This window comes from Fictibacillus enclensis (genome assembly GCF_001457035.1).
Lineage (GTDB): Bacteria > Bacillota > Bacilli > Bacillales > Fictibacillaceae > Fictibacillus_C > Fictibacillus_C enclensis.
The window spans coordinates 790214-811695 of record NZ_KQ758618.1 but is presented as its reverse complement, the minus strand read 5'-3'; the positions used below and the strand labels follow the sequence as shown (position 1 = coordinate 811695).

Here is a 21482-nt window from a genome sequence, read left to right as displayed (position 1 = left end):
ATTTCATTTTCGAGGATCTTGTACCTTTCACTACAATCAACTTCGCAATGGCGTTATCTAATCAAGTTTTTCAGAAAAGATTCTCAGCTTATTTGAAATTCTCTTCTAAGGTCTCTTACTTCTTGTCCTTCAAGATCCAGATACGAGACGGTGACTGAGCTTCCATGTACTTCGCAAATTGCATATGTTTTCTCAAAACGCTCCCTTGGCATTCTGATGCTGCCAGGGTTGATATAAACATGCCCGTTTTGCTCAAAGCAATGAGCAGTATGGGAATGCCCGAAACACGCGATTTTGGCACCGGTTTCTTCAGTGCGGTATGTCAGGGACACCAGCGACATTTTCACATCCATTAAATGACCATGTGTGACATAAAATACGGTATCACCGATCAATTCGATGACTTCTGTGGGAAGATCCGGTGCAGCATAATCCATATTCCCCTTCACAACCACAAAGTCTTTCAATTCTGGTGAATCAGACGTCAGTTCCGAATCTCCGCAATGTATCATACCCTCGACTTCATGACGGTGCCGTTCCTTTATCAGTTCGAGTTCTTTTTTGTATCCATGGCTGTCACTCACAATTAACACTTTCACGGTTGGCTACCTCCTAAAACAGCAGATGCATCTGGTCTTTCAGTTCGGCCAATGCTTTCGCACGATGGCTGATTTGATTTTTTTCCTCTTTTGTAAGCTCGGCCATCGTTTTCGATATTCCCTGAACGAGAAAAATCGGATCATAGCCGAACCCATGGCTTCCTGTTTTTTTATAAGCAATGCTGCCTTCACAATGACCTTCAACAATCACGGTTTCCTTACCCGGCCTGGCGATGGCCAATGTACAAACAAATCGAGCGGTCCGCTCCTCTTCCGGAACGCTGCGCATTTCATCCAGTACCTTGTCCATATTTTTTTCATCGTCTTTCTCTATTCCCGCATACCGGGCTGAAAAAACACCAGGTCTTCCACCGAGTGCATCAATAACAAGACCGGAATCATCCGAGATTACCGGCAAATGATATAAATTTGCAATTTCTTCTGCCTTCAGCCGGGCGTTTTCCGCAAAAGTGGTTCCTGTTTCCTCTACATCTGGCGCGTTTTCCACATCGAGTAAAGAGGAAACTTCAACACCCATTTCGGCAAACATGAATTGAAACTCTTTTACTTTCCCAGCATTTTTTGTAGCAATCAGAACTTTCATTTTTCATCCTCCGCTTCATTTATAAGTTTCGCCCATTCACCGAGGACTTCCTTCTGTAATTCAATCAACTCACCAACACCTTTTGATCCAAGCTTCAGCAGAGACTGAAGCTCTGCATAAGAGAATGTCGCTTCTTCTCCGGTTCCCTGAAGCTCCACAAACTCCCCGCTTCCTGTCATCACAATGTTCATATCCACATTTGCGTTGGCGTCTTCTGCATAATTTAAATCCAAAATAGGACCCTCCGAGTTGTCAATACCCACAGAAGTTGCAGCCAGAAAATCTTTCACTGGCATCTTTTTGATCGTCTTGGCTTCGATCAGCCCGACGAAAGCCAGAACCATGGCCACAAAGGCTCCTGTTATGGATGCCGTACGTGTGCCACCGTCTGCCTGAATGACATCACAATCGATCCAGAGTGTCCGCTCGCCCATTTTAGGTAAATCCACAACCGAACGAAGTGCCCTGCCGATTAAACGCTGGATTTCCATCGTCCTGCCTGTCACCTTTCCCCTGCTTGCTTCCCGCACTGTCCGTTGCTCTGTTGCCCTTGGAAGCATGGAGTATTCAGCCGTTATCCAGCCTTTGCCCTGGTTTCTCATAAAATGCGGGACCCTGTCTTCTATACTTGCTGTACAAATGACTTTTGTATCCCCAACGGTAACTAAAACTGATCCTTCCGCATGCTTTATGTAGTCTTTTTCCATTCTGACGAATCTGAGTTCATCGTTTGACCTGCCGTCATTTCTCATTATAATCCTCCCGATGTTCCTGCTCGCTTCCTGCTCTCTTAAAACGATTTCCGAAAATTTCGTGAACAAAAAAGAGAAGGCAAGAAGCCGTCTCTTTTATCCTACCACAAGTTTATCTTTCGTTAAAATTCTCCGGTGTTCACCATTTCAGGACGGGAAACAGGAGCAGTAATGGATTTCCCCTCTTCATTTTTCAATTTTGCTTTGCCGTCTACCTGTATCGCTACTTTTTTCACTCCATTCAGCTCGGTCAATGATAAGACGATGGATTGGAGCACTGTGTCATCAATGGTATGTTCCGATTTGTTTTCAAGAATGGCTTTATTGAAGTTTAAGGTGGCGACTCCATGTTTCAATACTGGCGGATCCAGCAATTTTACATCATTTCTCATACCAGTTAGCAGTCTGCTCTGCTCACCCGGCCCCTGAACCAGTTCATGGATTGCTGCACTGATTGGGTCTGAGTCATTTTTGGCCACCCGGCGTGTCACCGGCACATAGTAGGTTTGAGAATCATTTTGGGCAACAAAGTAGAGTGTTGCCGTGTCACTGCCTGTCATATCCACAACATCCCCGTTTTCGATGTTGATTCCATCCGCCCGGCTGATTCCATCATTGATGGGGGTGTGATTAACCGGCATTACTTTTTGATCCTTGCCGTCTATTTGTATTTTTACGTTTTTGATATTGTCAAATTGTGTGAGAGTAAAGGTAATCGCTTGAAGAAGCTTTTGCTCATCCTGCCCTCTGTAATCCATAAACTCTTTCGAAAAATTGGCTGTCGCCGTGCCATCCTTGCTGACAGCGACATCGAGCACCTGGGTGTCAGGGGGAAGAACAGCTTGAAAACCGTTGGGCAGTATATTGGAGACCGGCCCGTCCTTAACCAGATATTCGAGCACCTGTTTCGCGGCGGTTCCTGTCTTTGGCAGATTCAGCATCTGAGGCACCACCAAACCATTGCTGTCGAGCAAAAACAGCTGGCGTTTTACAGCGTTTTTGTTCGCCTTTGCCGTTGTCTCTGCATCAAGAGATTTTCCTTCTTTCACATAATTCACTTTCGGAGGATCGACCTCATTATCTGCTTTATTTCCTCCCATTCCACATCCCGCCATCAATAAGGAAGCTGACAGCAGAAAAAGCGGCGCTCCTATTTTGAACCTTTTGTACATACTTTTCCCTCCCCAAGTGGTTGTACTACTATTTATACGGGCTGTCCCCCTGTTTAGACCACTATGTTGAGAAAAAAAAAGCAAAACGGTTATCCGTTTTGCCCAAGGGTAATAAAGTGTACTTGTTCGATTTTTTGTTCCATCCAATGGTTGGCGATCTCAAGAAAATGACCGTTATCGGAAGTGGAGAAAAATTCATGCTCAGGCATCCGGTCCCCCTTGTACAAAAGACCGCTGTGATCGAGGATTGCTGACACTTCCCTTGCTGTTTCAGCACCGGAGCAGATGAGTTTAATGCCATCTCCCATGACACGCTGAATGACAGGGCGCAGCAAAGGGTAGTGCGTGCAGCCGAGAATCACGGTGTCGATCGGTTTATCTTTTAATTCCTGAAGCACTTCGGATACGACATGTACCGTTTCTTCCCCGTCAAGCTCTCCCTTTTCAACCAATGGCACAAATGGGGGGCAAGCCAGACTGTGGACTGTAATGTCCCCTTTGATGCCTTTTAACGCATTTTCATAGGCGTGGCTTTTAATAGTCCCTAAGGTGCCAATAACGCCCACCTGACCATTTTTTGTCACTTTAAGGGCCGTGCGTGCGCCGGGATTAATCACCCCAATAACAGGGATGCTCAGCTTTTCTTTCACTTCTTCCAATATCGCTGCCGTTGCCGTATTGCAGGCAATAACCAGCATTTTTATCTCCTTGCTCAGAAGGAATTCAATCATTTCCAATGTATAGGTTCTGACTTCGTCCATTGGCCGCGGGCCATAAGGGCAGCGGGCTGTATCTCCCACGTAATAGATTTCTTCTTTTGGCAGCTGCCGCATGATCTCTCTTGCCACAGTCAATCCGCCGACACCCGAGTCAATTACACCTATTGGTTTATCCATTTTTTCCGCCTCTTCTTTCTTCCGGTGTCTATTCATGTTGTATGCTCCAGCTTCGAAAAATGGTTATCTCTTCCATCTTCACTGCTGCATCCAAACATCCACCAGTTCAACACAAAATCCTTAAAAAGGATAAAAGAAAAATTCATCGTTGTCAACAAAGAAAAGCCGATCCTTTACAAAAGGACCAGCTCTTATCATTCACTTGCCATTAAAAATTTTCATTCACAAACTTTACAACTTCTTCAGCAGTATCCATGTTTAAAATTGTATCTACATGTTTTGCAGCTTCTGATTTGGAAAGTTTGGAAAGCTGGCTTCTGGCAGGAAGCACAGACGTTGCGCTCATGGAGAATTCATCGAGTCCAAGACCGAGCAGAATCGGAATAGCGATTGGATCTCCTGCCATTTCTCCACACATTCCTACCCATTTACCTTCTTTGTGGGCAGCATTGATGACCATTTGAATCAAACGGAGAATAGCCGGATTGTATGGCTGATACAAATAGGAAACTCTCTCGTTCATTCTGTCTGCCGCCATCGTGTACTGAATAAGATCGTTTGTACCAATAGAGAAGAAATCTACTTCTTTGGCAAAACGGTCTGAAAGCACCGCAGTCGATGGAATTTCAACCATGATTCCAAGTTCAATGTTTTCAGAAACATCAATATTTTCCTTTGCGAGCTTTTCTTTTTCTTCAAGAAGAACATTCTTGGCTGCGCGGAATTCGACCAGCGTCGCAATCATCGGGAACATGATCTTCAAATTACCGTATGCACTTGCTCGAAGCAACGCTCTCAGCTGTGTTCTGAAGATATCCTGCTGTTCCAGGCAAAGTCGGATGGCACGGAAACCAAGAAACGGATTCATTTCTTTTGGAAGGTCCAAATAAGGCAGTTCTTTGTCACCGCCGATATCCAACGTACGGATAACAACAGGCTTTCCTTCCATTTTTTCGAGAACTTCTTTATACGCCTTAAACTGTTCTTCCTCGGTTGGAAGCTGGTCACGGCCCATATACAAGAACTCTGTTCGGTAAAGCCCAACACCTTCGGCACCATTCTCAAGCACACCCTGAACGTCCTTAGGTGTTCCAATGTTGGCAGCAAGTTCTACATGCTGGCCATCAGTCGTCGTTGTTGGCTCGTTAACAAGCTTCGCCCACTCTGCTTTTTGTTCTTTATATTGATCTTGTTTCTTCCTATAAAGTGCAAGTTCCTCTTCGGTTGGGTCAACAATAACTTCACCGTCAAGTCCGTCAATCACAAGAATCGTGCCGTTTTGAATTTTCTCGGTCACTACTTTAGTTCCAACAACTGCTGGAATTTCCATTGAACGGGACATGATAGCGGAATGAGAAGTTCTTCCGCCAATATCTGTTGCAAAACCGAGAACAAATTGACGGTTAAGCTGGGCGGTATCTGACGGTGTTAAATCTTCAGCAATAATAATAACTTCTTCAGAAATACTTGCAGGGGATGAGAATTGAACCCCCAGCAAATGAGCAAGAACACGTTTAGATACGTCTCGGATATCCGCCGCACGCTCTTTCATATATTCATTGTCCATTTGTTCAAACATGGTAATGAACATGCTGGAGATTTCATCCATGGCACTTTCTGCATTTACATTTTCGCTTTCAATTTTCGTTTTTACTGCATCAATAAGCTCTGGATCTTCAAGAACAAGAAGATGGGCAGCAAAAATTGCTGCCTTATCTTCTCCTAAATCTCTTAGTGCATTTTCTTTAATAACCTGAAGTTCGCCTTTCGCCTTTTCGACAGCGGCGGAAAAACGGTTAATCTCGGAAGCAGTATCTTCCACCCGCTTCTTTTCGATTGTCAATTCAGGATTCTCAAGGATGAATGCTTTGGCAATCGCTATGCCTGCTGATGCAGCAATACCTGAAATGTTTTCAGACATTACTCACCAAGTCCTTCCTTTTTCATTACATCTTCAATCGCTTTTAACGCTACTTCAGCATCGTTTCCTTCAGCTTTGATTGTGATTTCAGAACCGCTTTGGATTCCAAGGCTCATCACGCCCATAATGGACTTAAGGTTAACATTTTTCCCGTTGTACCCAAGAGTCATGTCTGAGCTGAATTGTCCTGCCTGGTTAACAAGAACAGTTGCCGGACGTGCGTGGATTCCTGAATCGCTAGTTACTTTAAATGTTTTTTCTGCCATGATTAAAAACTCCTTTGATATTTTTTAGTGGATTGCGATGATATTTTCTTCACCTTTAGACACATTTCCTGTTTTTTCGAGGTGAATGCTTTCTCCTTCAGCAAGGTTGGTAAACACGATTGGTGTTATAACTGATGGAGCGTTTCCTTTTACAAAATCAAGATTAACTTTCATTAATTCTTGCCCTTGCTCTATGATGTCACCCTCATTCACAAACAATTCGAATCCTTCTCCTTTAAGTTTGACCGTGTCGATTCCAAAATGGACCAGAATTTCGCGGCCGCCATCGGATTCAATTCCAATTGCGTGCTTTGTCGGGAATACGTTGATGATCTTACCATTTACTGGTGATACTACTGTTCCATCCGAAGGTTCCACAGCAAATCCATCACCCATCATTTTACCAGAAAACACTTGGTCAGGCACTTCTGTTATAGGCATGATTTTCCCTTCCAGCGGTGAAACGAAACGTTCAGCTACGGCTGGAGCAGGTACTTCCATTTCCTGCTTTTCGGTTAATGGTTCTTTCGGTGCTGCTACGACTTTACCGTCCATAATATCTTTGATTTCACTCTTAAGCGTATCTGAGCGTGTTCCGAAAATGGCCTGAATGTTGTTGCCCATTTCCAGTACACCGGAAGCTCCGAGTTTTTTCAAACGATCTTTATCAACATTTTTCGCATCATTAACCGCAACACGCAGACGTGTAATACAAGCATCAAGATCACGAATGTTTCCTTTTCCGCCAAGTCCTTCAAGAATGTTGGCCGCCAAAGAACCTTCGTTGCTCGCACTCACGTTTGTTTCTACTTCATCATCCACTACTTCGCGTCCCGGGGTCTTAAGATCCCATTTTCTGATCGCAAAGCGGAAACCGAAGTAATAAATCACGGCAAGAACCAAGCCTACCGGAATAACAAGCCACCAAGCGGTACGGCCCGGCAGAACTCCAAACAACAGATAATCGATAACCCCACCTGAGAAAGTCATACCGATTTTAACATTTAACAGCTGCATTGTCATAAATGACAACCCGGCAAAAATTGCATGAATTCCGAAAAGTACAGGAGCCACGAACAAGAATGTAAATTCAAGTGGTTCAGTAATCCCTGTAAGGAACGAAGTCAGGGCTGCAGAGCCCATGATGCCCGCTACGACTTTTTTGTGTTCAGGGCGCGCTTCATGATACATGGCAAGCGCTGCTGCCGGAAGACCAAACATCATGAACGGAAACTTACCTGTCATGAATGTACCGGCGGTTAGTGGCGCACCATCTTTAATTTGAGCAAAAAAGATTTTTTGGTCACCGCGTATGATGTCGCCGGCTTTGTCCGTATATTGCCCAAACTCAAACCAGAAAGGAGAGTAGAAAATGTGGTGAAGTCCGAAAGGGATTAACGAACGTTCAATCACACCGAAAACGAAGGCTGCTAGTGTACGGTTGGAATCAAGCATAAAATGCGAGAAAGAATTTAGCCCGTGCTGTGCATAAGGCCAAACACCGATCATAATGATCCCAAGTACCAGGGATGAAACCGCTGTAATAATCGGCACAAACCGTTTACCAGCAAAGAACCCTAAGTATGGAGGCAGTTCGATCTTGTAAAAACGCTTATATAGATACGAAGCAAGAATACCTACGATAATACCGCCGAAAACACCGGTTTGCAACGTTGGAATCCCAAGCACATTGGCAAACTCCGGACTGTCTTTGATCATGTCCGGCGTGATGCCTTTTAATGTGCCCATCGTCACGTTCATGATCAAGTAACCAATGATGGCAGCAAGTCCTGCCACTCCTTCTCCGCCGGCCAGACCGACGGCTACCCCTACCGCAAAAAGCAGGGACAGGTTGGAAAACACAATGTTCCCCGAGTTTTCCATTACACTTGCCACAAGCTGGAACCAGCCAGCTTTTAATGCAGGGATCTTATCAAGCAATGCAGGGTTTTTGAATGCGTTACCAAAGGCTAAAAGCAAACCTGCCGCCGGCAAAATCGCAACCGGAAGCATCAACGCCTTACCTACCCGCTGAAGCACCCCAAAAATTTGTTTCCACATGGGTATGTTCCTCCTTATTTTTTTAAATATAGTTGTATTGGAAGTTGAATCAATATAAAAAAGGCATGAGTGCAAAAAAAGCGCATACAAAAGCCAGTCAGATATAGATTATCCGAATTAAGCTCTTACTACACTTTTTTCTTCACTCATGCCTGATCGAATCAGTAACACGTAAAGCAAAAGTACATTTATTAAGTTTAAGTAAGCCTTTGCAAATGCATCGTCAGATACACTGCTTCCGCTTCCGGAATGGGCTTGTTCAACGTATTCTGCATTACCTTAATTAACTTCCAAGCAAGATTGTAGCACAAAGGATATTCTTCTTTCAACACCTTTGCTAACTTTTCTTGTTTGTCCACTTTTTCGCCGGCTTCCACCCGTTCGATTGTATGCCGCAAATGCCTGACAAGCCTCAGGTAATTAATACTTTTCCGGTCAAGCTTAATCTCAAGAGACTCTTCAATTAATTCCGCCAGCCGGTTGATCAGTCGCGAATGCTGATTGATATCACTCAAACTTCTATTGGTCACTGCACTGTGGATATGAAGCGCCACAAAGCCGATCTCGCCATCAGGCAAATGAATGCCGAGAGCCTGATTGATCTCCTCGATTACTTCTTCGGCTACGGTGAATTCCTTTGGATAGAGGGTCTGGGTTTCCAAAAGAAACGGATTCCGAATATCCATTCCTTGTTCCAGACGTTTAACGGCAAAAGCCATATGGTCGGTAAGGGCCACATGAATATGTTCATTTAATGTGGTTTGCATCCGCTTCTCTATGTGGGTAATCACATCGTTGAGAAGTTCGATAAATGATTCATCAAGGGAACGGACTATAGATACATACTGCTCCTGCTCTTTTTCGCTGGTCAGAATATAGAGTTTGTCAATGACATTCGCCTCTATGACATCACCCTTTACCTTTCCAAACCCGATACCCTTTCCGATCAGGATCAATTCCATGCTTGAAGCATCTGTCGCGACCACTGCATTATTGTTGAGTGTTTTTTTAATGTGGAAGGGTGCATTCATCCTGTTTCCATTCCTTTCGAGCAGTAAGCCTAGAATTTCGCAATGCCTACATCATAGCCCAAAAAAGGTTGTTTAGCAATTATCAAAATCAGGTTACCCTTTCGAAAAAGAAAAACGGCTTTCAGCGAAAGCCGTTTTCTGACTAAATTTCTAGTTCTCCAAGCCTCAATAATTCTACAACGGCTTGAGAGCGCCCTTTCACCCCAAGCTTTTGCATTGTGTTGGAAATGTGGTTGCGAACGGTCTTCTCGCTAATAAAAAGCTGTTCTGCGATTTCTTTGGTTGTCTTGTCTTGGACCAGTAATTCAAAAACTTCTCTTTCTCGTTTTGTAAGTAGAGGCTTCGGTCGGTAGTGTTTCTCTTTCAATGATTTCACCCCTCCTTGCTAGGGTATAAGAACTGCCAATGCACATTTGCAAATTGGAAGTATTTAGTCAACATATACTATGTCAGAAGCTTTTTAGGAGTGACTTGATTCATTGAAAAAGTCTAAGATTTCCTTCCTGACCTTTCCTTACTATGCGCCCGTTTATAAAAATAGACATAAAGAAAGCCCCTCCGATTGTGAAGGGGCTTTTCCATTATACTCGGTCGCTTCCAAAAAAGTTTTTGAACGCCTGGAATGTAGTGGCACGATTCAGAGCAGCAATCGAAGTTGTCAACGGGATACCCTTTGGACAAGACTGCACGCAGTTTTGAGAATTACCGCATGATGCAAGACCACCGTCTTCCATCAATGCATTCAAACGTTCTTCCTTGTTCATCTCTCCTGTTGGATGCGCATTGAACAATCGAACCTGAGACAAAGGCGCGGGACCGATGAAATCAGATTTGCTGTTTACGTTCGGGCATGCTTCCAGACACACACCGCATGTCATGCACTTAGAAAGCTCATATGCCCACTGGCGTTTTGTTTCCGGCATGCGGGGTCCAGGACCTAAATCATAGGTACCATCGATTGGAATCCAGGCTTTCACACGCTTCAGGGCATCGAACATACGGCTTCGGTCGACAGCAAGGTCACGTACGACCGGGAATGTTTTCATTGGGGCCAGACGAATCGGCTGTTCAAGCTTGTCAATGAGAGCCGTACACGCCTGACGCGGCTTCCCATTAATGACCATGGAGCATGCTCCACATACTTCTTCAAGGCAATTCATTTCCCACGTAACAGGAGTAGTCGCTTCCCCTTTTGCGTTCACAGGGCTTCTGCGGATCTCCATCAGCGCGGAAATGACATTCATATTCGCACGATATTCAAGCTCGAACTCTTCTTCGTACGGGGCCGTTTCAGGAGTGTCTTGTCTCGTGATGAGAAACTTAATGGTCTTATCACTCATGATTTATTTCGCCTCCGCTTTCTTTTTGGAATAGTCACGCTTACGCGGCTTGATGTATTGAATGTCCACTTCTTCATAAGAAAAATCTGGACCGTTAGTTGCAGGGTTAAAGGTTGCTTTTGTTGTCTTTAGCCATTCATCATCATTACGATCCGGGAAGTCCGGCTTATAGTGCGCACCGCGGCTTTCATCACGGTTTAAGGCACCAAGCGTAATGACTCTTCCAAGCTGAAGCATATGCCACAGCTGGCGTGTAAAGGATGCACCCTGGTTGCTCCACTTGGCTGTATCATTGATGTTGACCTTTTTGTATCGCTCCATCAATTCCTGGATTTTTTCATCCGTTTGCTGAAGCTTGTCATTATAGCGTACAACTGTAACGTTATCCGTCATCCATTCACCAAGTTCTTTGTGAAGAACATACGCATTTTCATTACCGTCCATGCTAATAATGTTATCGTATTTTTCTTGCTCTTTGCGAACCTGCTGCTCAAATACAGAAGCAGAAACGTCATCCGAGCTTTTTTCAAGACCGTTTACATATGCAGCAGCTGCAGGGCCCGCCTGCATTCCACCGAAAATGGCAGAAAGAAGTGAGTTGGCTCCCAAACGGTTGGCTCCGTGGTATTGATACTCACATTCACCCGCAGCGAAAAGACCAGGGATGGTGGTCATCTGGTTAAAGTCAACCCACATGCCTCCCATGGAATAATGGACAGCAGGGAAGATTTTCATCGGAACTTTACGAGGGTCATCCCCCATGAATTTTTCATAGATTTCTATAATTCCGCCAAGCTTGATGTCCAGCTCTTTCGGATCTTTATGAGAAAGGTCAAGATAGACCATGTTTTCGCCGTTGATTCCCAATTTTTCATCTACACACACATGGAAAATTTCACGTGTAGCAATATCACGAGGAACAAGGTTTCCATATGCAGGATACTTTTCTTCAAGGAAGTACCAAGGTTTACCATCTTTATAGGTCCAAACGCGACCACCTTCACCACGGGCTGATTCACTCATAAGACGAAGCTTGTCATCCCCCGGGATTGCTGTTGGGTGAATTTGAATGAACTCCCCATTTGCATAATCAACACCTTGCTGGTATAGAGAAGCTGCTGCTGCACCAGTATTGATAACAGAGTTCGTAGATTTACCAAAGATAATTCCAGGTCCTCCGGTCGCCATGATAACAGCGTCCGCAGCAAAGCTGTGAATCTCCATGGATTTTAAGTTTTGGGAAGTAATACCGCGGCAAACTCCTTCATCATCGACGATCGCGGACAAGAATTCCCAGCCTTCATATTTGGTAACCAGGCCGGCTACTTCATGGCGTCTTACTTGCTCGTCCAACGCATACAGAAGCTGCTGTCCGGTTGTTGCTCCGGCAAATGCGGTTCGGTGATGCTGTGTTCCCCCGAAACGGCGGAAATCAAGCAATCCTTCCGGTGTACGGTTAAACATTACACCCATGCGGTCCATAAGATGGATAATTCCTGGCGCCGCTTCGCACATCGCCTTTACAGGAGTTTGGTTGGCAAGAAAGTCTCCCCCATAAATCGTATCATCGAAATGGACGTACGGAGAATCCCCTTCCCCTTTTGTATTTACAGCCCCGTTAATTCCGCCCTGTGCACATACAGAGTGGGAACGTTTAACAGGAACCAGCGAAAACAAGTCAACCTTCATACCGGCTTCAGCTGCCTTGATGGTAGCCATCAGCCCGGCAAGGCCTCCACCAACAATAATAATATTTCCTTTACTCAAGATGGTTCACCCCTTCTTAAATGAATGCAAAAATAGTTCGGACACTCACGATCGCAAGCGCAACAAAAACGCCCATCGTCACGTAAGTAGAAATTCTCTGTGATCGAGGCGAAACCGTAAGACCCCAGCTGACAAAAAATGACCATAAACCGTTTGAAAAGTGAAATACGGCAGAAAGAACACCGATTAAGTAAAATGCCACCATGAATGGTGAGCTTAAAATGTCTGCCATCATCTGATAGTTTACTTCTGCTCCAAAGGCTGCTGCAATTCGAGTTTCCCAAACATGCCAGGAAACGTAGATTAGAGTAATAACTCCAGTTACACGCTGTAAAAGATACATCCAGTTACGGAAATACCCATAACGGCTTGTGTTGTTCTTTGCCGTAAAAGTAATATAAAGACCGTAAATTGCATGGAAATAGAGAGGAATAAAAATAACAACCGCTTCCAGAATATAACGGAATGGTAAGTTGCCCATAAAATCTGCTGCATTATCAAACGATGCTGCCCCTTTTGTTGCAAAGTAGTTTACAACGAGATGCTCTAGTAGAAATAGTCCTACCGGGATTACACCGAGTAATGAGTGTAGCCTTCTTGTGTTAAAACTTCGACTGCCTGCCATTCAATTTGCCCCTTTCTAAATTACCTCTGTCTTTTTTGAAACCACTGGTTTCTCTCCGTCCCTTTTTGAAAGCTATTCCTCAGCGCTTGAAGTAAAAAAGATGATCGTTCATGCGTTAACTTAATAACATGTTTCATTTTACTCCCATCGTTTGACACCGTCAAGAAAACGTTAACATAAAAATTTCAAAAAAGTCTTGATTTAAAAGGGTTTTTTCAACGTTATCGCTCACGGAAAATTCGACAAATATGTGACTTTTTATAGAGTTCTCGTATTATTCAGGCTATAATGGAAAACGTAGAAAGCGGGGAGATCGAAATGGAACAACATGAGAACATCCAGCAAAGCGAGGAAAAGGCATCAAAAGAAACTCCACCTGCTGGAGGTGTTCCGGTTTTCGGCTATGAACTTTTGAAAAACATTCTGCTGCCGGAATTGCTTGGTAAAGAAGAACGCAACATCCTGTATTGGGCCGGACGCAGCCTGGCAAGGAAGTTTCCTTTAAGCTCAACGGAAGAACTGGTTCACTTTTTTGCAGAAGCCGGTTGGGGAAGCTTGATTATTGCCGAAATGAACAAGAATGAGATGATATTGGAACTGTCTTCTCCACTCATTGACAAACGCTTTGAACTACAGGAAAACCCCACCTTCGGCCTGGAAGCAGGGTTTATTGCAGAACAAGTACAAAATCAGCGAAAGTGCATCTCGGAAACCTATGAAACGGTAAAGCGTAAAAATAAAATTCAATTTACTGTACAATGGGACCGAAAAGACGAAACATCCACCGAAAAACTAGCTTAAGTCCACTCACTATGAAACCGGCATGCCGGTTTTTTTTATTTTTACTTCCTAATTGACAACTTTCTGGCCCGTCCCTTAATGTTAACTTGTAAATTATTTAAGTTGACAATCAGGAGGGAATTCTATGGACTGGACCCGGCTTGGAAAAGATGTGATCAACGGAAAAGTGCTTACCCATCAAGAAGCCATGAGCATTCTGGAGTCTTCGGATGATGAACTGCTTCCCCTTCTTCAAGGCTCATTTATCGTGAGAAAGCATTACTTTGGAAAGAAGGTAAAATTGAATAAAATCATCAATACAAAATCCGGCATGTGCCCCGAAGACTGCGGATATTGCTCGCAATCTTCTGTTTCATCTGCATCAATTGAAAAATACACAATGATGGATAAAGAAACCATTGTCGCCGGGGCAGAGAAAGCCTATCAGCAAAATGTCAGAACGTATTGTATTGTCTCAAGCGGGCGCGGACCACTCCAGAGAGACTTGACGACCGTGATCGAAGCCGTAAAGGAAATCAAATCCTCGTATACTATGAAAATATGCGCCTGCCTGGGCATTGTCAGTGAAACTCAAGCACAGCAGCTTAAGGAGGCAGGCGTAGAACGATACAACCATAACATCAACACATCCGAAGACCACCACAGTGTCATCACGAACACCCATACATATGCAGACAGGGTCTCCACCCTAGACAAAATAAAAGAAGCCGGCCTTTCACCTTGTTCGGGAGTCATCATCGGCATGGGAGAAAGCAACAAGGATATTATATCTATGGCCATGTCGCTCCGGGAGATCGATGCGGATTCGATTCCCGTCAATTTCCTTCATGCCATTCCGGGCACTCCTCTTGAAAACATGGACAATCTGAATCCGCGTTTCTGCTTAAAGGTACTGGCTTTGTTCAGGTATATGAACCCTGCGAAGGAAATCAGAATATCCGGCGGCAGGGAAGTTAATCTTCGCAGCCTTCAGCCGCTGGGGCTTTACGCGGCGAACTCCATTTTTGTCGGGGATTATCTGACGACAGGCGGACAGGAAACTACTGCAGATCATCAAATCCTTGAGGACCTCGGGTTTGAGATCGACTTTTTGAACGATAAGGCAAACGTATAGAAAAATAAAACGTCCGGGCAAAATGGCCCGGACGTTATTATGCGTGTTGAACTGGTACTCTCGCGTCCAGTTCAAATACATCATGAAGTGTCTCAATAGCATTAATCATATCCTGCTGCCCAACTACAGTGGATACTTTGATCTCTGAGGTACTTACCATTTTGATCATAATATTCTGATCAGATAAAGCCTTAAACATTTGTGCCGCGACACCAGGATTGGAGATCATCCCTGAGCCGACAATAGAAACCTTCGCCAGTCCATCTTCGTGGAGAATTTGGCTGAAACCAAGCTGTCCTTTGTTCTGCTCCAAAAGCTGGACCGTCTCATCAAAAATGGCACTGTCAATGGAGAAGGAAATGTTGGTTTTTTCCTGCTTGTTTACACTTTGAATAATAATATCAACATTAATGTTATTGTCCGCGAGCAAAGAAAATACAGACGAAAGTGTATTCAATCCGTTCGGGAGATTCTCAATTGTGATTTTGGTAACATTGCCTTCAAAAGCCAGTCCTCTTACCACTAGATTGTTTTCCATTTCTGCTTCCTCCTCAACGATTGTTCCACGTTCCTCTTCCATACTTGAACGAACTTCAAGCTTTACTCCGTAATTCTTGGCAAATTCAACAGCTCTTGGATGCAGGACCCCTGCCCCCAAATTGGCCAGCTCAAGCATTTCATCATAAGAAATGGCAGCCAGTTTCCGCGCATGCTTCACAACCCTGGGATCGGTGGTAAACACACCGGTCACATCCGTATAAATTTCGCACTTGTCCGCACGAAGGGCTGCAGCTATAGCAACAGCTGTTGTGTCCGAGCCTCCCCGACCTAGAGTCGTAATCCTTTGCGACGCTGTCCACCCTTGAAATCCGGCAACGACTGCTATTTTCCCTTCATTTAAGAGCGTTTCGATTCTTTTCGTATCAATGTCCAATATTCTCGCATTGCCATGAAGGCTCTCCGTTTGGATACCCGCCTGCCATCCGGTGAGAGATTCCGCCGGGTGACCGGCCTCCTCAAGAGCCATGGCTAACAATGATATGGTAATTTGTTCACCTGTGGTGAGCAGCATGTCCATTTCCCGTTTGGATGGTTTGCTTGTGATTTCTCCTGCCAGCTTTACCAAATCGTCGGTTGTCTTGCCCATGGCAGAAACAACCGCAATCACCTGATTTCCTTCATTTGCTGCCTGAATAATCCGTCTGGCCGCATTCCTGATTTTTTCGGGAGTACCTACACTTGTCCCTCCGAATTTTTGAACAATTAACGCCACAATGGTCCATCCTTTCTCATCCGCAAAAAGTTGTTATGCTAAAAAGACACCCAGATATGGCCAGCCAAGTCCTGGCTTCCACTTTTTCAACAGACTGTAAAACTGTTTATGAATACAAAAAAGCAGCAATAAGGAAAAGACCTTATTGCTGCTTGAATAGGCAACAGTAAGCCAGCATGTTTTCCCCTCATGTGAGATAGTCCTCCACACATCCTCCGGGCAAGGAATGTGTGACAGCCCTGCATTTATTCAATGCAGGTCCAGCCTTAAGAAAAAGGAAGTTTCCTAAAGCTTCGGCAAAAATCCCCTTTCAGCCACCGTCATAAGAGCTCCTTCTCTTCCGGTTGCCTACTATTGGTTTTTGCTCCTCTACCATCACTTCAAAAACTGAAGTATGGCGCTCTATTAAAATTTGTATTTAGTGTAGCAAAGCAGATTTTAAAAATCAACCCTTTTTTATGATGGATCCTTTTGCAGCGCCTGCATGATTTCTTCTGCTACCCCCATGGGGATGCCTGCTGCCCGGAAATCCTCCATGGTCGCCTCTTTCATCTTTTTTATAGATCCAAATTTTCTCAGCAGCATTTTTTTTCTTTTTTCACCGACACCCGGGATATTATCAAGGCTGGAACGAAACATGCCCTTATCCCTGACCTGACGGTGGAACGTGATGGCAAAACGGTGCACCTCATCTTGTATGCGCTGCAGAAGATAAAACTCCTGGCTGTTTCTCGGCATTTCCATAATTTCCGGAGGGTCTCCCATTAACAATTGAGACGTGCGGTGTTTTTCATCCTTCGCTAATCCGCCCACCGGGATAAAGAGATTTAATTCATTTTCAAGAACATCCTGCGCCGCGGCAATCTGTCCTTTTCCGCCATCAATGATTATCAGATCCGGAAGCTGTCCATTTTCCTTCAGAATCCGTGAATACCTTCTCCGCACGACCTCTTTCATGGAAGCATAATCATCAGGACCGGTTACCGTTTTAATCTTGTATTTCCGGTACTCTTTTTTGTTTGGTTTACCATCCTCGAAGACAATCATCGCCGACACCGGGCTGGTGCCGTGGATATTTGAATTATCAAATGCTTCTATCCGGTAAGGGGCCGGGATGTTCAGCTGCTTTCCAAGGCTTTCGACCGCTTTGATGGTCCGTTCTTCATCACGCTCGATGAGTGCAAACTTTTCTTTCAGCGCATTTTGGGCATTCTTCGTGGCAAGATCAACAAATTCTTTCTTTTGCCTTTGTTTTGGCTGCGACACCTTCACCTGAAGCAGCTCGTTCACCATATCCCCGTTTACCTCTTGAGGCAAAATAATTTCTTTGGGGAGGATATGGCTTTTTTGCAGGTAAAACTGACCGATAAACGTTAAGAAATCCTCGGAGGCTTCTCCATAGAACGGAAAAAGGGAAACGTCTCTCTCGATCAGTTTGCCCTGCCTGATGAAGAAAACCTGAACACACATCCACCCTTTGTCGTAATGATAGCCAAACACGTCTTTGTCGGCCATATCAGCGGTCATCATTTTCTGCTTCTGCATAACGGCATCGATATGCTGGATCTGGTCCCTGAGTTCCTTTGCGCGTTCAAAATTAAGCTCTTCTGATGCCGCAAGCATTTTTTTCGTTAATTCTTCCCTAACTTCTGGAAAACCGCCATTTAAAAACTTCACGATCTCATCGACCATCTTTTTATTCTGTTCCTTCGTAATATCATACACACAAGGCCCCAGACATTGTCCGATGTGGTAGTACAGGCACACTTTATTTGGCATATGATCGCATTTGCGCAGCGGATACAAACGGTCCAGCAGCTTCTTGGTCTCCTGGGCGGCATAGGCATTGACAAAGGGCCCGAAATACTTGCCCTTATCTTTTTTTACCTTTCTGGTATATAACAGCCTTGGCTGTTCCTCTCCGGTTATTTTCAGATAAGGATAGGTTTTATCATCTTTCAGCATGACATTAAACTTCGGATCGTATTTTTTGATCAGGTTCATTTCAAGAAGGAGAGCCTCAAACTCCGAGGAGGTAATGATGTATTCGAAATCCGCAATGTTCGCGACCAGACGCTGAGTTTTCCCATCATGCGAACCTGAAAAATAAGACCTTACCCGGTTCTTAAGGACCTTTGCTTTACCAACATAGATAACCTTTCCGAACTGGTCTTTCATGAGGTAGCATCCTGGCTGATCGGGAAGTACTGCCAACTTTTCTCTTATAATATCCAACGTGCCTCTCCCCCCTTTTTCTATGTAATATCATAGCATGATACCCTTAATTTTGCAGTTCATAAGAACAGACGCTCTCTATAATTAATGCCAAGAAAAAGGCCAGCCATATCATGGCCAGCCCTTTCTTCGTTTTTTATTTGTGTTTGTTTAACAGTTCGCCCAGTGCTTCTTTCGGCTGGAAGCCTACAACCTGGTCAACGACCTCACCATTTTTGAAAACGATAAGAGTTGGAATGCTCATTACTCCATATTTTCCGGCTACTTCCTGGTTTTCGTCAACATCAAGTTTTACTACTTTTAGATCTTCGTTCTCGCTGGCAAGCTCTTCTAGAACCGGCGCGATCATTTTACAAGGTCCGCACCATGGTGCCCAAAAGTCTGCTAGCACTAAGCCTTCACTTGTTTCTTGGCTGAACGTCTGATCAGTTGCATTTACAATTGCCATATTAAAATTGCCTCCTTAATTTCAGCATGTAAACAGAGTATATCATCAAACCTAATTTACATCTATTTGTTTGCTCATGCTTTATCGTACCCAAATTGTGAGAGAATCAAACCCTGCCATTCATTGGTGAGGGAACCCTGAGGTGAGCGTTACAATTAAACAACAGGCACTCCCATTGCTGCTCCCTATAGTTCAGGATACTCACTGATGTATTAAAGAGTGAAGCTTCATACTCCGCAGCTTTCATCATATCCCTGATCAGTGTACCGATAAATGCCCCATGGCTGATGACCATTACTTTTTTTCCTTCATGGTTTTCAGTCAGCTCCTGAAGAAACTGGTATCCTCTCTTCAGGACCTCTTCCTTCTTTTCAATTCCATGTTCAAGGTCGTTCCATTGCTCTCCCCATCGCTTGATCCGACCGGCTTCATCCGTTCCTTCCAGGCGCCCGAAATTCATTTCGCGTATCCGCGAATCCGTGGCCAGAGGCGCATGAAGGACTTCTGCAATGATACGCCCTGTCTCATGGGCACGAGAGAGTGAACTGGTCACAATGAGATCCCAATGTTCTCCCTCAAACCGCCCGGCCAAAGCACCCGCCTGAGCCCGTCCATCCGCATTGAGCGGAATATCTATGATTCCCTGAATTCTTCCCGCGGCATTCCAATCGGTCTGGCCATGTCTTACAAATGCTAGTGTCGTCAAGTTGCCCACTCATTTCTTCAGATTTGGACCCATTGTAACATTTATGGGGCTGTAAAAACAAAAAGCCGGCAGAGACCGCCGGCCCTTTGCTTATGATTTCACCAGAACATTCTTGAATTCTTCGGTTAACAGGGGAACGACTTCAAACAAATCCCCAACAATGCCATAATCGGCAACAGAGAAGATGCTCGCTTCCGGATCCTTGTTAATTGCGACGATAACCTTAGAATTGGACATGCCGGCCAGATGCTGAATCGCACCTGAAATTCCGCAAGCGATATACAAATCCGGTGTTACCACCTTGCCTGTCTGACCAATCTGCAGGGAGTAATCGCAATAGTCTGCATCACACGCTCCGCGGGAAGCACCTACCGCTGCCCCCAGTACATCTGCCAATTCCTGCAACGGCTTAAAGCCATCCTGGGATTTTACACCGCGCCCTCCTGCCACGATAATTTTCGCTTCGGAAAGGTCAACGCCTGTGGAAGCTTTTCTGACCACATCTTTAACAACCGTGCGTAAATCCTTTACATCAACCGCAAAAGCAGAAACATCTCCCGAGCGGCTTTCATCGATTTCAAGCGGCGTGATATTGTTCGGTCGGATGGTGACGAATACAAGTCCGTCTGTGATCACTTTTTTCTCGAACGCTTTTCCAGAATAGATCGGACGGGTAAATACCACATTTTCTCCGGCTTGCTCAAGCGACGTCACATCGGAAATCAATCCGGATTTCAGGCGGGCTGCAAGTCTTGGAGAAAGGTCTTTCCCCAGCGCTGTGTGCCCAAGTACCAATCCATCGGGTTTTTCCTGGTCAATCACTTGCAAAAGCGCTTGAACGTATCCATCTGTTGAATAGTTGGATAACAAGCTGTGTTCAGCAAGTACCACGCGGTCGGCTCCATAGTGGATCAATGCTTTACCTGCTTCATTTAATCCTTCACCGCATAGGACAGCGATGACTTCTCCGCCTGAAGAAATTTCCTTTGCTGCAGCTACAGCCTCAAAGGATACATTTCTTAATTCTCCGTCACGAACTTCTCCGAGTACCAGAACCTTTTTAGACATGTTGTATTCCTCCTTATATCACTTTTGCTTCTGAGCGTAGTAATGAAACAAGTTCTTTAACTTGGTCGTTAAGTTCACCGCTTAAGATTTTTCCTGCTTCTTTCTTAGGCGGCATGAATACTTCCACCGTCTTTGTTTTGGCTTCTACATCTTCCTCATCGATGTCCAGATCATCGATTTCCAGCGTTTCAAGCGGCTTTTTCTTGGCCTTCATAATTCCCGGCAAAGAAGGATAGCGAGGTTCATTCAATCCCTGCTGAGCGGTTACCAATAGTGGAAGCGACGTTTCGATCTTTTCCACATCGCCTTCCACGTCACGTTCAATGAAGACATCCGTGCCGTTTACTTCAATCTTTGTAATCGTGGTGACCTGCGGAATTCCAAGAAGTTCAGCCAAACGCGGGCCGACTTGACCTGAACCATTATCAATCGCCACGTTTCCACCAAGAATTAAATCATATTCCTTATCTTTGAAAAACTCAGCCAGCACGGCAGACGTGGTGTACTGATCTGTGCTGTCAAGTTCCTCAGTATCGATCAAAACAGCTTTATCGGCACCCATGGCAAGTGCTGTGCGCAATTCTTTTTCGGATTCTTCTGTTCCGACCGTTACAACCGTAACTTCACCGCCATGGGCATCACGGAGTGTAATCGCTTCTTCAATTGCGTACTCATCGTACGGATTGATGATGTACTCGGCACTGTCATGGGAAATTTCCCCGTTGGAAATGCTGATTTTCTCTTCGGTATCGAACGTGCGTTTTAAAATCACATATAAATTCATGCGAAACCCTCCAATGGAA

At 44.7% G+C, this 21482-nt stretch carries 21 protein-coding genes and 1 riboswitch; of the genes, 2 read left to right on the top strand and 19 right to left on the bottom strand.

Features of this window, described 5'->3' with window-relative positions; all coding sequences use genetic code 11:
* Window positions 1-83: 83 nt before the first annotated feature.
* The 13 genes from AS030_RS14470 to AS030_RS14410 form a co-directional block, all read right to left on the bottom strand.
* Entirely contained in the window at window positions 84-599 is a 516-nt protein-coding gene (locus tag AS030_RS14470; RefSeq protein WP_061972574.1) for a metallophosphoesterase family protein, read from the bottom strand.
* Between the two features lie 13 nt (window positions 600-612).
* The gene (locus AS030_RS14465; protein WP_061972573.1) at window positions 613-1203 is read right to left on the bottom strand and encodes an XTP/dITP diphosphatase; all 591 of its coding nucleotides are present in this window, start codon (window positions 1201-1203) and stop codon (window positions 613-615) included.
* The gene (rph, locus tag AS030_RS14460) at window positions 1200-1955 is read right to left on the bottom strand and encodes a ribonuclease PH (protein ID WP_061972572.1); all 756 of its coding nucleotides are present in this window, start codon (window positions 1953-1955) and stop codon (window positions 1200-1202) included. The genes AS030_RS14465 and rph overlap by 4 nt, the downstream gene beginning before the upstream one ends.
* 122 nt (window positions 1956-2077) lie before the next feature.
* On the bottom strand, window positions 2078-3127 hold the full coding sequence (locus tag AS030_RS14455) for a GerMN domain-containing protein (protein WP_061972571.1): 1050 nt from the start codon (window positions 3125-3127) through the stop codon (window positions 2078-2080).
* A gap of 89 nt (window positions 3128-3216) precedes the next feature.
* A complete protein-coding gene (gene racE / locus AS030_RS14450; protein ID WP_061973039.1) occupies window positions 3217-4023 on the bottom strand; it encodes a glutamate racemase in 807 nt (268 codons plus the stop codon).
* 208 nt (window positions 4024-4231) lie between these two features.
* Window positions 4232-5944: a phosphoenolpyruvate--protein phosphotransferase gene (gene ptsP, locus AS030_RS14445; protein ID WP_061972570.1), complete on the bottom strand. Its 1713-nt coding sequence runs from the start codon at window positions 5942-5944 to the stop codon at window positions 4232-4234.
* The gene (locus tag AS030_RS14440; RefSeq protein WP_061972569.1) at window positions 5944-6210 is read right to left on the bottom strand and encodes a phosphocarrier protein HPr; all 267 of its coding nucleotides are present in this window, start codon (window positions 6208-6210) and stop codon (window positions 5944-5946) included. The genes ptsP and AS030_RS14440 overlap by 1 nt, the downstream gene beginning before the upstream one ends.
* A 24-nt stretch (window positions 6211-6234) precedes the next feature.
* Window positions 6235-8271, bottom strand: a complete 2037-nt coding sequence (ptsG, locus tag AS030_RS14435; RefSeq protein ID WP_061972568.1) for a glucose-specific PTS transporter subunit IIBC — start codon at window positions 8269-8271, stop codon at window positions 6235-6237.
* Between the two features lie 197 nt (window positions 8272-8468).
* A complete protein-coding gene (gene glcT, locus AS030_RS14430; protein WP_061972567.1) occupies window positions 8469-9302 on the bottom strand; it encodes a glucose PTS transporter transcription antiterminator GlcT in 834 nt (277 codons plus the stop codon).
* 142 nt (window positions 9303-9444) lie between these two features.
* Entirely contained in the window at window positions 9445-9669 is a 225-nt protein-coding gene (locus tag AS030_RS14425; protein ID WP_007202417.1) for a helix-turn-helix domain-containing protein, read from the bottom strand.
* Window positions 9670-9883: 214 nt separating this feature from the next.
* Complete coding sequence (gene sdhB / locus AS030_RS14420) at window positions 9884-10645, bottom strand: succinate dehydrogenase iron-sulfur subunit (protein WP_129474692.1); 762 nt, start codon at window positions 10643-10645, stop codon at window positions 9884-9886.
* Window positions 10646-12409 (bottom strand): succinate dehydrogenase flavoprotein subunit, encoded by a 1764-nt coding sequence (sdhA, locus tag AS030_RS14415; protein WP_061972565.1) that lies wholly within the window; start codon window positions 12407-12409, stop codon window positions 10646-10648. It abuts the gene before it with no gap.
* 16 nt (window positions 12410-12425) lie between these two features.
* Window positions 12426-13034, bottom strand: a complete 609-nt coding sequence (locus tag AS030_RS14410; protein WP_061972564.1) for a succinate dehydrogenase cytochrome b558 subunit — start codon at window positions 13032-13034, stop codon at window positions 12426-12428.
* A 318-nt stretch (window positions 13035-13352) separates the two neighbouring features.
* On the opposite strand from AS030_RS14410, the gene AS030_RS14405 reads away from it, so the two are divergent.
* Together AS030_RS14405 and bioB are read left to right on the top strand one after the other, a co-directional pair.
* Window positions 13353-13835, top strand: coding sequence for a YslB family protein (locus AS030_RS14405; protein WP_082635824.1), 483 nt, complete (start codon window positions 13353-13355; stop codon window positions 13833-13835).
* 124 nt (window positions 13836-13959) lie between these two features.
* Complete coding sequence (gene bioB, locus AS030_RS14400; RefSeq protein ID WP_061972563.1) at window positions 13960-14949, top strand: biotin synthase BioB; 990 nt, start codon at window positions 13960-13962, stop codon at window positions 14947-14949.
* 37 nt (window positions 14950-14986) lie between these two features.
* Here the strand turns inward: bioB and AS030_RS14395 are convergent, their stop codons facing one another.
* From AS030_RS14395 to AS030_RS14370, 6 genes are all read right to left on the bottom strand, one after another.
* On the bottom strand, window positions 14987-16222 hold the full coding sequence (locus AS030_RS14395) for an aspartate kinase (RefSeq protein ID WP_061972562.1): 1236 nt from the start codon (window positions 16220-16222) through the stop codon (window positions 14987-14989).
* Between the two features lie 189 nt (window positions 16223-16411).
* Window positions 16412-16602: riboswitch (Lysine riboswitch) on the bottom strand.
* Between the two features lie 76 nt (window positions 16603-16678).
* Entirely contained in the window at window positions 16679-18400 is a 1722-nt protein-coding gene (gene uvrC / locus AS030_RS14390; protein ID WP_061973034.1) for an excinuclease ABC subunit UvrC, read from the bottom strand.
* 193 nt (window positions 18401-18593) lie between these two features.
* Window positions 18594-18905 (bottom strand): thioredoxin, encoded by a 312-nt coding sequence (trxA, locus tag AS030_RS14385; RefSeq protein ID WP_061972561.1) that lies wholly within the window; start codon window positions 18903-18905, stop codon window positions 18594-18596.
* A gap of 106 nt (window positions 18906-19011) precedes the next feature.
* Window positions 19012-19611, bottom strand: a complete 600-nt coding sequence (locus tag AS030_RS14380; protein WP_061972560.1) for a histidine phosphatase family protein — start codon at window positions 19609-19611, stop codon at window positions 19012-19014.
* Window positions 19612-19701: 90 nt separating this feature from the next.
* Window positions 19702-20679, bottom strand: coding sequence for an electron transfer flavoprotein subunit alpha/FixB family protein (locus AS030_RS14375; protein ID WP_061972559.1), 978 nt, complete (start codon window positions 20677-20679; stop codon window positions 19702-19704).
* A gap of 13 nt (window positions 20680-20692) precedes the next feature.
* Window positions 20693-21463 (bottom strand): electron transfer flavoprotein subunit beta/FixA family protein, encoded by a 771-nt coding sequence (locus tag AS030_RS14370; protein WP_061972558.1) that lies wholly within the window; start codon window positions 21461-21463, stop codon window positions 20693-20695.
* Between the last annotated feature and the right edge of the window lie 19 nt (window positions 21464-21482).

What these genes read in the sequence shown, in the direction of transcription:
- bioB (WP_061972563.1), top strand. Translation starts at nt 13,960, where the DNA reads ATGGACTGGACCCGGCTTGGAAAAGATGTGATCAACGGAAAAGTGCTT.
- glcT (WP_061972567.1), bottom strand. Translation starts at nt 9,302, where the DNA reads ATGAATGCACCCTTCCACATTAAAAAAACACTCAACAATAATGCAGTG.
- AS030_RS14455 (WP_061972571.1), bottom strand. Translation starts at nt 3,127, where the DNA reads ATGTACAAAAGGTTCAAAATAGGAGCGCCGCTTTTTCTGCTGTCAGCT.
- AS030_RS14405 (WP_082635824.1), top strand. Translation starts at nt 13,353, where the DNA reads ATGGAACAACATGAGAACATCCAGCAAAGCGAGGAAAAGGCATCAAAA.
- AS030_RS14440 (WP_061972569.1), bottom strand. Translation starts at nt 6,210, where the DNA reads ATGGCAGAAAAAACATTTAAAGTAACTAGCGATTCAGGAATCCACGCA.
- AS030_RS14410 (WP_061972564.1), bottom strand. Translation starts at nt 13,034, where the DNA reads ATGGCAGGCAGTCGAAGTTTTAACACAAGAAGGCTACACTCATTACTC.
- AS030_RS14370 (WP_061972558.1), bottom strand. Translation starts at nt 21,463, where the DNA reads ATGAATTTATATGTGATTTTAAAACGCACGTTCGATACCGAAGAGAAA.
- AS030_RS14375 (WP_061972559.1), bottom strand. Translation starts at nt 20,679, where the DNA reads ATGTCTAAAAAGGTTCTGGTACTCGGAGAAGTTCGTGACGGAGAATTA.
- ptsG (WP_061972568.1), bottom strand. Translation starts at nt 8,271, where the DNA reads ATGTGGAAACAAATTTTTGGGGTGCTTCAGCGGGTAGGTAAGGCGTTG.
- racE (WP_061973039.1), bottom strand. Translation starts at nt 4,023, where the DNA reads ATGGATAAACCAATAGGTGTAATTGACTCGGGTGTCGGCGGATTGACT.
- uvrC (WP_061973034.1), bottom strand. Translation starts at nt 18,400, where the DNA reads ATGAAAGACCAGTTCGGAAAGGTTATCTATGTTGGTAAAGCAAAGGTC.
- ptsP (WP_061972570.1), bottom strand. Translation starts at nt 5,944, where the DNA reads ATGTCTGAAAACATTTCAGGTATTGCTGCATCAGCAGGCATAGCGATT.
- rph (WP_061972572.1), bottom strand. Translation starts at nt 1,955, where the DNA reads ATGAGAAATGACGGCAGGTCAAACGATGAACTCAGATTCGTCAGAATG.
- trxA (WP_061972561.1), bottom strand. Translation starts at nt 18,905, where the DNA reads ATGGCAATTGTAAATGCAACTGATCAGACGTTCAGCCAAGAAACAAGT.
- AS030_RS14465 (WP_061972573.1), bottom strand. Translation starts at nt 1,203, where the DNA reads ATGAAAGTTCTGATTGCTACAAAAAATGCTGGGAAAGTAAAAGAGTTT.